This is a genomic window from Pseudomonas sp. NPDC085632, from assembly GCF_044541255.1.
Taxonomy (GTDB): domain Bacteria; phylum Pseudomonadota; class Gammaproteobacteria; order Pseudomonadales; family Pseudomonadaceae; genus Aquipseudomonas.
Map to the genome: position 1 here is coordinate 1 of NZ_JBITSX010000090.1, position 7,108 is coordinate 7,108.

Genomic DNA, 7,108 nt, shown 5'->3' on the forward strand with positions numbered 1-7,108 from the left:
TTTTCAGCAGTTGATTGGCGACAAGGCCAGCGATCTGGATGTGCAGCCGTTGCGGTTGGTGGCATGCTGACCAACTTCAAAACCATTCGTGCTTCCATCAAGCGTCTGCGTGACCTTGAAGTTCAAGCCGAAGACGGTACTTTCGCCAAGCTGACCAAGAAAGAAGCGCTGATGCGCTCCCGTGATCTTGAGAAGCTGGATCGTTCGCTGGGCGGTATCAAGGACATGGGCGGTCTGCCAGACGCACTGTTTGTGATCGACGTTGACCACGAGCGCATCGCGATCACCGAAGCCAACAAGCTGGGCATCCCGGTAATCGGCGTTGTCGACACCAACAGCAGCCCGGAAGGCGTTGACTACATCATCCCAGGCAACGATGACGCAATCCGCGCTATCCAGCTGTACATGGGTTCGATGGCTGACGCAGTAATCCGTGGTCGCAACAATGTTGCTGGCGGCACTGTAGAATTCGCAGCTGAAGAAACTCAGGCTGCAGCTGAGTAATTAACGCCCTGGCGTTGACTCAGTAAGCAAAAAGGGGGCTTGGCCCCCTTTTTGCCACCTCGAAAACCATTTGTCGGCGGCGCAGCTACAGCTTCTGTAACGTGCAGCAGCTACAAGGTGGGGTTCGGGACGAATTGAACGCCCGTTCGATCGGGTGGAATGGTTGAAAACCTATCCAAGAGGAATTTGAAAATGGCAGCAATTACTGCAGCGTTGGTTAAAGAACTGCGCGAGCGTACCGGCGAAGGCATGATGGATTGCAAGAAAGCCCTGGAAAAGGCTGACGGCGACATCGAAAAAGCCATTGATGACATGCGTGCTTCGGGCGCAATCAAGGCTGCCAAAAAAGCTGGCAACGTTGCCGCTGAAGGCGCCATCGCTCTGAAAGAAGACGGCAAATCTGCTGTTCTGCTGGAAGTGAACTCGCAGACCGACTTCCTGGCTCTGCAGGACGACTTCAAGGCATTCGTTGCTGAAAGCATTGAAAAAGCCTTCGCTGACAAGCTGACTGATGTCGCTCCGCTGATCGAAGCTCAAGAAGCTGCTCGCCTGGTACTGGTCGGCAAGGTTGGCGAAAACGTCAACATCCGTCGTCTGGTTCGCGTAGAAGGCGACGTTGTTGGTGGCTACCTGCACGGCAACAAGATCGGTGTTGCAGTTGTTCTGAAAGGCGGCAACGTTGAACTGGCCAAAGACATCGCTATGCACGTAGCGGCCAGCAACCCTGAGTTCCTGCTGCCATCGGAAGTTTCGGCTGAAGCGATCGAGCGCGAAAAAGCTGTGTTCCTGCAGCTGAACGAAGAAAAAATCAAAGGCAAGCCAGAAAACATTGTTGAAAATATGGTCAAAGGCCGTATCAGCAAGTTCCTGGCTGAAGCAAGCCTGGTTGAGCAGGCGTTCGTCAAGAACCCTGAAATCAAGGTTGGCGAACTGGCCAAGAAAGCCGGTGCTGAAATCGTTTCCTTCACCTACTTCAAAGTAGGCGAAGGCATCGAGAAGCCGGTCGACAACTTCGCTGAAGAAGTTGCTGCCCAGCTGGCTGCCGCCAAGCAATAAGACGGTTTTTCAACTGTCGCCCGAAAGAGGCTGCCCGCTTACGCGCGCAGCCTCTTTTCAGATGGGGGAGCCAGTTTTTAATTGGTTTCCACTTGGAACTGACTTACAAAGCCATGTTCCGATGGCGCTGAAGCAGCGCCAAGCTAGAGTGAACGCCAGCTGTAAACAGCTCGCAAAGAATTTTAAATACGCCGCAGGAGAGATTCGCAATGGCTCAGCAGGGCAGTGGTTATCAGGCTCGCTATAAACGCATTCTACTCAAGCTTAGCGGCGAGGCCCTGATGGGCTCGGAAGAGTTCGGGATCGATCCAAAAGTATTGGATCGCATGGCGCTGGAGGTCGGCCAGCTGGTCGGTATCGGCGTTCAGGTCGGTCTGGTGATCGGCGGCGGCAACCTGTTCCGTGGCGAAGCCCTGAGCAAGGCCGGTATGGATCGGGTGACAGGTGACCACATGGGCATGCTGGCCACTGTGATGAACGCCCTGGCCATGCGCGATGCGCTGGAACGTGCCAATATCTCGGCCATCGTCATGTCGGCTATTTCCATGGTTGGCGTGACTGATCACTACGATCGCCGCAAAGCCATGCGTCATCTGAACTCCAAAGACGTCGTGATTTTCGCAGCCGGTACCGGCAACCCGTTCTTCACCACGGATTCGGCAGCCTGCCTGCGTGCAATCGAAATCGATGCCGATGTCGTGCTCAAAGCGACCAAGGTCGATGGCGTCTACACCGCTGACCCGTTCAAAGACCCGCATGCCGAGAAGTTCGATCATCTGACTTATGATGAAGTGCTGGATCGCAAGCTGGGTGTAATGGATCTGACAGCTATCTGCCTGTGCCGCGACCACAAAATGCCGCTGCGCGTATTCAACATGAACAAACCTGGTGCCCTGCTGAACATCGTCCATGGCGGCGCTGAAGGCACCCTGATCGAGGAAGGTCAACAATGATCAACGAAATCAAAAAAGACGCTCAAGAGCGCATGCAAAAATCCCTGGACTCTCTGGCCCATGCATTCGGCCAGATTCGTACCGGCAAGGCTCACCCAAGCATTCTGGGCAGCGTGATGGTGCCGTACTACGGTGCAGACACCTCCATCACCCAAGTGGCCAACATCACTGTAAAAGACTCGCGCACCCTGCAAGTCGTAGCCTTCGAGCGCAACATGCTCGCAGCGGTCGACAAGGCAATCCAGAGCGCAGGCCTGAACCTCAACCCGACCAACCTGGGCGAGTTGTTGCTGATTTCCATGCCTGCCCTGACTGAAGAAACCCGCAAAGGCTTCACCAAGCAGGCGCGCAGTGCCGCCGAAGACGCTCGTGTCGCCGTGCGCAACATCCGTCGCGATGCCCTGGGCGAACTGAAGAAGCTGGTCAAGGATAAAGAAATCAGCGAAGACGAAGAACGTCGTGCAATCGCCGATATCGATAAGCTGACCAAGGATTCCGAAGCCCAGATCACCAAGGCTACGGAAGAGAAAGAAAAAGACCTGATGGCCGTATAAGGGTCGAGTTTTTAATGGACAAGACCAAGCAGACTGCGCCGTCCGCGGTGCCGCGCCATGTCGCGATCATCATGGATGGCAACAATCGCTGGGCTAAAAAACGCTTTATGCCGGGTGTCGCCGGGCATAAAGCGGGCGTGGATGCGGTGCGGGCCGTGATCGAGGTATGTGCAGAGGCCAAGGTCGAAGTACTTACCCTGTTCGCGTTTTCCAGTGAGAACTGGCAGCGTCCGGCCGATGAAGTCAGTGCCTTGATGGATCTGTTCTTCAAGGCCTTGCGTCGTGAAGCCAAGCGCCTTAACGACAACAATATCAGCCTGCGCATCATCGGCGATCGTTCGCGCTTTCATCCGGAGCTTCAGGTTGCAATGCGTGAAGCCGAAGCGATGACGGCGGGTGCCAACCGGTTCATCCTGCAGATCGCTGCCAATTACGGCGGTCAGTGGGATATTGCTCAGGCTGCTCAGCGTCTGGCGCGTGAAGTCCAGGCCGGACACCTGCGCCCGGAAGACATCACCCCGGACTTACTGCAAACCTGTCTGGCGACCGGCGATCTGCCATTGCCGGACCTGTGCATCCGTACCGGTGGCGAACACCGCATCAGCAACTTCCTGCTGTGGCAACTGGCTTACGCCGAGTTGTACTTCTCCGACCTGTTCTGGCCGGACTTCAAACACGATGCCATGCGCAATGCGCTGGCCGATTTCGCTTCGCGCCAGCGTCGCTTCGGTAAAACGAGCGAACAGGTCGAAGCTGGAGCCCGGGTTTAATGCTTAAACAACGAATCATCACTGCACTGATCCTGCTGCCGATTGCCTTGTGCGGGTTTTTTCTGCTGGAAGGCTCCGGTTTTGCCTTGTTTATCGGTCTGGTCGTGACTTTGGGTGCGTGGGAATGGGCGCGTCTGGCAGGCTTCACCGGGCAAGCATTCCGCGTGGGTTTTGCCGCCGTGGTCGCGTTCATGCTGTTTATCATGTACATCCTGCCCGGGCTTGCCCCTTGGGTGTTGGGGGCTTCTGTGCTGTGGTGGGCAGTGGCAACCTGGCTGGTGTTGACCTATCCACATTCCAGCGTGCATTGGTCTAGCGCCGCTACCAAGCTGGTCATCGGTCTGTTGATTCTGCTACCGGCCTGGCAAGGCCTGGTGCAGATCAAACAGTACCCGCTGGGTAACTGGCTGATCATGGCTGTGATGGTGCTGGTCTGGGGGGCCGATATCGGGGCTTATTTCTCCGGTCGCAAATTCGGCAAGCGCAAGCTGGCCCCGCAAGTCAGTCCAGGCAAAAGCTGGGAAGGCGTCTATGGTGGTCTTGCGCTGAGTTTGGTGATTACTGCCATTGTCGCGTTTGTCCGCGACTGGACCGTCGCCGAGCTGCTTAAAGGCTTGATCGGCGCTGCGCTGATCGTCTTCATCTCCGTGGTTGGCGACCTGACCGAAAGCATGTTCAAGCGTCAGTCCGGCATCAAGGACAGCAGTAACCTGCTGCCTGGTCATGGCGGCGTGCTTGATCGTATCGACAGCCTGACAGCGGCCATCCCGGTGTTTGCCGTGCTGCTGTGGATGGCTGCACCGTGAGTCGCCCTCAGCAGATCACCGTTCTGGGTGCGACTGGCTCGATCGGTCTGAGTACGCTGGATGTCATTGCCCGCCATCCTGAGCGTTATCAGGTGTTCGCGCTGAGTGGTTTCACGCGCCTGAGTGAGCTTTTCGCCTTGTGCGTGCGTCACGTGCCGCAATTTGCCGTGGTGCCGGAAGCTACTGCCGCGCGCGGTTTGCAGGATGATTTGCGTGCTGCCGGTTTGCCGACCCGCGTGCTGGTGGGGGAGGAGGGCCTGTGCCAGGTCGCTGCCGCTCCGGAAGTCGATGCAGTGATGGCGGCGATCGTTGGTGCGGCAGGGCTGCGTCCGACCCTGGCGGCTGTCGAAGCGGGCAAGAAGATTCTTCTGGCCAATAAAGAGGCGCTGGTAATGTCCGGCGCCTTGTTCATGCAAGCGGTGCGCAAGAGCGGTTCGGTGCTGTTGCCGATCGACAGCGAACACAACGCGATTTTCCAGTGCATGCCACAGGATTTTGCCCGTGGATTGGGCTCGGTCGGTGTCCGTCGGATTTTACTCACAGCCTCTGGTGGTCCGTTCCGACAGACGCCGATGAGTGAGTTGGCGCATGTTTCGCCTGAACAAGCGTGTGCTCATCCGAACTGGTCCATGGGGCGCAAGATTTCGGTCGATTCGGCCAGCATGATGAATAAAGGACTCGAACTGATCGAGGCCTGTTGGTTGTTTGATGCAAAGCCGTCGCAAGTCGAGGTGGTGATTCACCCGCAGAGCGTCATTCACTCGCTGGTCGATTATGTCGATGGCTCGGTGTTGGCGCAGTTGGGCAATCCCGACATGCGCACGCCGATCGCCAATGCCCTGGCCTGGCCGGAGCGCATTGATTCCGGCGTGGCACCGCTGGATTTGTTTGCTGTGGCGCGCCTGGACTTCGAAGCGCCGGATGAAGAGCGCTTCCCTTGCCTGCGTTTGGCACGGCAAGCGGCCGAGGCTGGCGACAGTGCTCCGGCGATGCTCAACGCCGCGAACGAAGTGGCGGTGGCAGCGTTTCTCGACGGACGCGTTCGTTACCTGGAAATCGCGAGTATCATCGAGGAAGTCTTGAGCCTCGAGCCGGTCGTAGCGCTGGCAGATCTCGATGCCGTATTTACGGCAGACGCCAAGGCGCGAGTTCTGGCGGAGCAGTGGTTGAAGCGCCACGATCGATAGAATTTGCTACACAATGGCTACACGCGGCACTGAACAGGATTGCGGAGAAAATAGATGAGCGCGCTCTATATGATTGCCGGCACCCTGATCGCTTTGGGTGTGCTGGTCACCTTTCACGAATTCGGCCACTTCTGGGTCGCGCGTCGCTGTGGCGTCAAGGTTCTGCGTTTCTCCGTAGGCTTTGGCATGCCGTTGTTGCGCTGGCACGACAAGCAAGGCACCGAGTTTGTGGTCGCCGCGATTCCGCTGGGCGGCTACGTCAAAATGCTCGACGAACGTGAGGGTGAAGTCCCGGTCGATCAGCTTGATCAATCGTTCAACCGCAAATCTGTGCGTCAGCGAATCGCCATTGTTGCGGCCGGCCCCATTGCCAATTTTCTCTTGGCGCTGGTGTTCTTCTGGGTGTTGGCGATGCTCGGCAGCGAGCAGGTGCGTCCGGTCATCGGTGCGGTTGAATCCGGGAGTATCGCCGCCAGTGCCGGTTTGAGCGCAGGTGAGGAAATCGTCGCTATCGATGGAGAGCCGACTACCGGTTGGGCGGCCGTCAATCTGCAGTTGGTCCGGCGACTGGGCGAAAGCGGTTCTCTGCAGTTGCTGGTGCGTGAGCAGGGTTCGACAGCGGATTCGCCGCGTGAGCTGAAGCTGGATAACTGGCTTAAAGGCGCTGATGAGCCTGATCCGATCCGCTCTCTGGGTATTCGTCCCTGGCGTCCGGCGTTGCCGCCGGTGTTGGCCGAGCTTGATCCGAAAGGCCCGGCCCAGGCGGCCGGCCTGAAGACTGGCGATCGCCTGTTGGCGCTCGACGGTCAAGTGCTGAATGACTGGCAGCAGGTGGTCGATACCGTTCGTACGCGTCCTGATACCAAAATCATGCTGCGCATCGAGCGCGACAGTGCTCAAATCGACGTCCCTGTGACCCTGGCAGCGCGCGGTGAAAGCAAATCGCCAAGCGGATATCTGGGCGCGGGTGTGAAAGCTGTCGACTGGCCGCCGGAGATGATCCGCGAGGTCAGTTACGGGCCTCTGGCTGCAATTGGCGAGGGTGCCCGTCGCACTTGGACCATGAGCATTCTGACGCTCGATTCGCTAAAGAAAATGCTGTTCGGCGAGCTCTCGGTAAAAAACTTGAGTGGACCGATAACCATTGCTAAAGTGGCGGGCGCTTCTGCCCAGTCGGGCGTCGCTGATTTCCTGAATTTCCTTGCTTATCTGAGTATTAGCCTGGGCGTTCTGAATTTGCTGCCCATTCCTGTACTGGATGGGGGGCATTTGTTGTTT

Annotated in this window: 8 protein-coding genes; all 8 read left to right on the top strand. The window is 57.3% G+C overall.

Going from position 1 to position 7,108, the window contains the following annotated elements:
- Positions 1–504: 30S ribosomal protein S2 (rpsB, locus tag ACIF4X_RS28810; RefSeq protein ID WP_397484655.1), on the top strand; the 504-nt coding region annotated here is incomplete at its 5' end.
- 192 nt (positions 505–696) lie between these two features.
- Positions 697–1,560: a translation elongation factor Ts gene (tsf, locus tag ACIF4X_RS28815; RefSeq protein WP_007908856.1), complete on the top strand. Its 864-nt coding sequence runs from the start codon at positions 697–699 to the stop codon at positions 1,558–1,560.
- A gap of 209 nt (positions 1,561–1,769) precedes the next feature.
- Positions 1,770–2,513 (top strand): UMP kinase, encoded by a 744-nt coding sequence (gene pyrH, locus ACIF4X_RS28820; protein WP_003222124.1) that lies wholly within the window; start codon positions 1,770–1,772, stop codon positions 2,511–2,513.
- The gene (gene frr, locus ACIF4X_RS28825; RefSeq protein ID WP_397484656.1) at positions 2,510–3,067 is read left to right on the top strand and encodes a ribosome recycling factor; all 558 of its coding nucleotides are present in this window, start codon (positions 2,510–2,512) and stop codon (positions 3,065–3,067) included. The genes pyrH and frr overlap by 4 nt, the downstream gene beginning before the upstream one ends.
- Before the next feature lie 14 nt (positions 3,068–3,081).
- A complete protein-coding gene (gene uppS / locus ACIF4X_RS28830) occupies positions 3,082–3,837 on the top strand; it encodes a polyprenyl diphosphate synthase (protein WP_042557877.1) in 756 nt (251 codons plus the stop codon).
- Positions 3,837–4,643: a phosphatidate cytidylyltransferase gene (locus ACIF4X_RS28835; RefSeq protein WP_160056213.1), complete on the top strand. Its 807-nt coding sequence runs from the start codon at positions 3,837–3,839 to the stop codon at positions 4,641–4,643. The genes uppS and ACIF4X_RS28835 overlap by 1 nt, the downstream gene beginning before the upstream one ends.
- Entirely contained in the window at positions 4,640–5,830 is a 1,191-nt protein-coding gene (gene ispC / locus ACIF4X_RS28840; RefSeq protein ID WP_397484657.1) for a 1-deoxy-D-xylulose-5-phosphate reductoisomerase, read from the top strand. Before ACIF4X_RS28835 ends, ispC begins: the two co-directional genes overlap by 4 nt.
- A 54-nt stretch (positions 5,831–5,884) precedes the next feature.
- On the top strand, positions 5,885–7,108 hold a 1,224-nt coding region (gene rseP, locus ACIF4X_RS28845; protein WP_397484658.1), incomplete at its 3' end, for an RIP metalloprotease RseP.

Coding starts and splice junctions, on each gene's coding strand:
- frr (WP_397484656.1), top strand. CDS start 2,510: ATGATCAACGAAATCAAAAAAGACGCTCAAGAGCGCATGCAAAAATCC.
- ACIF4X_RS28835 (WP_160056213.1), top strand. CDS start 3,837: ATGCTTAAACAACGAATCATCACTGCACTGATCCTGCTGCCGATTGCC.
- pyrH (WP_003222124.1), top strand. CDS start 1,770: ATGGCTCAGCAGGGCAGTGGTTATCAGGCTCGCTATAAACGCATTCTA.
- uppS (WP_042557877.1), top strand. CDS start 3,082: ATGGACAAGACCAAGCAGACTGCGCCGTCCGCGGTGCCGCGCCATGTC.
- tsf (WP_007908856.1), top strand. CDS start 697: ATGGCAGCAATTACTGCAGCGTTGGTTAAAGAACTGCGCGAGCGTACC.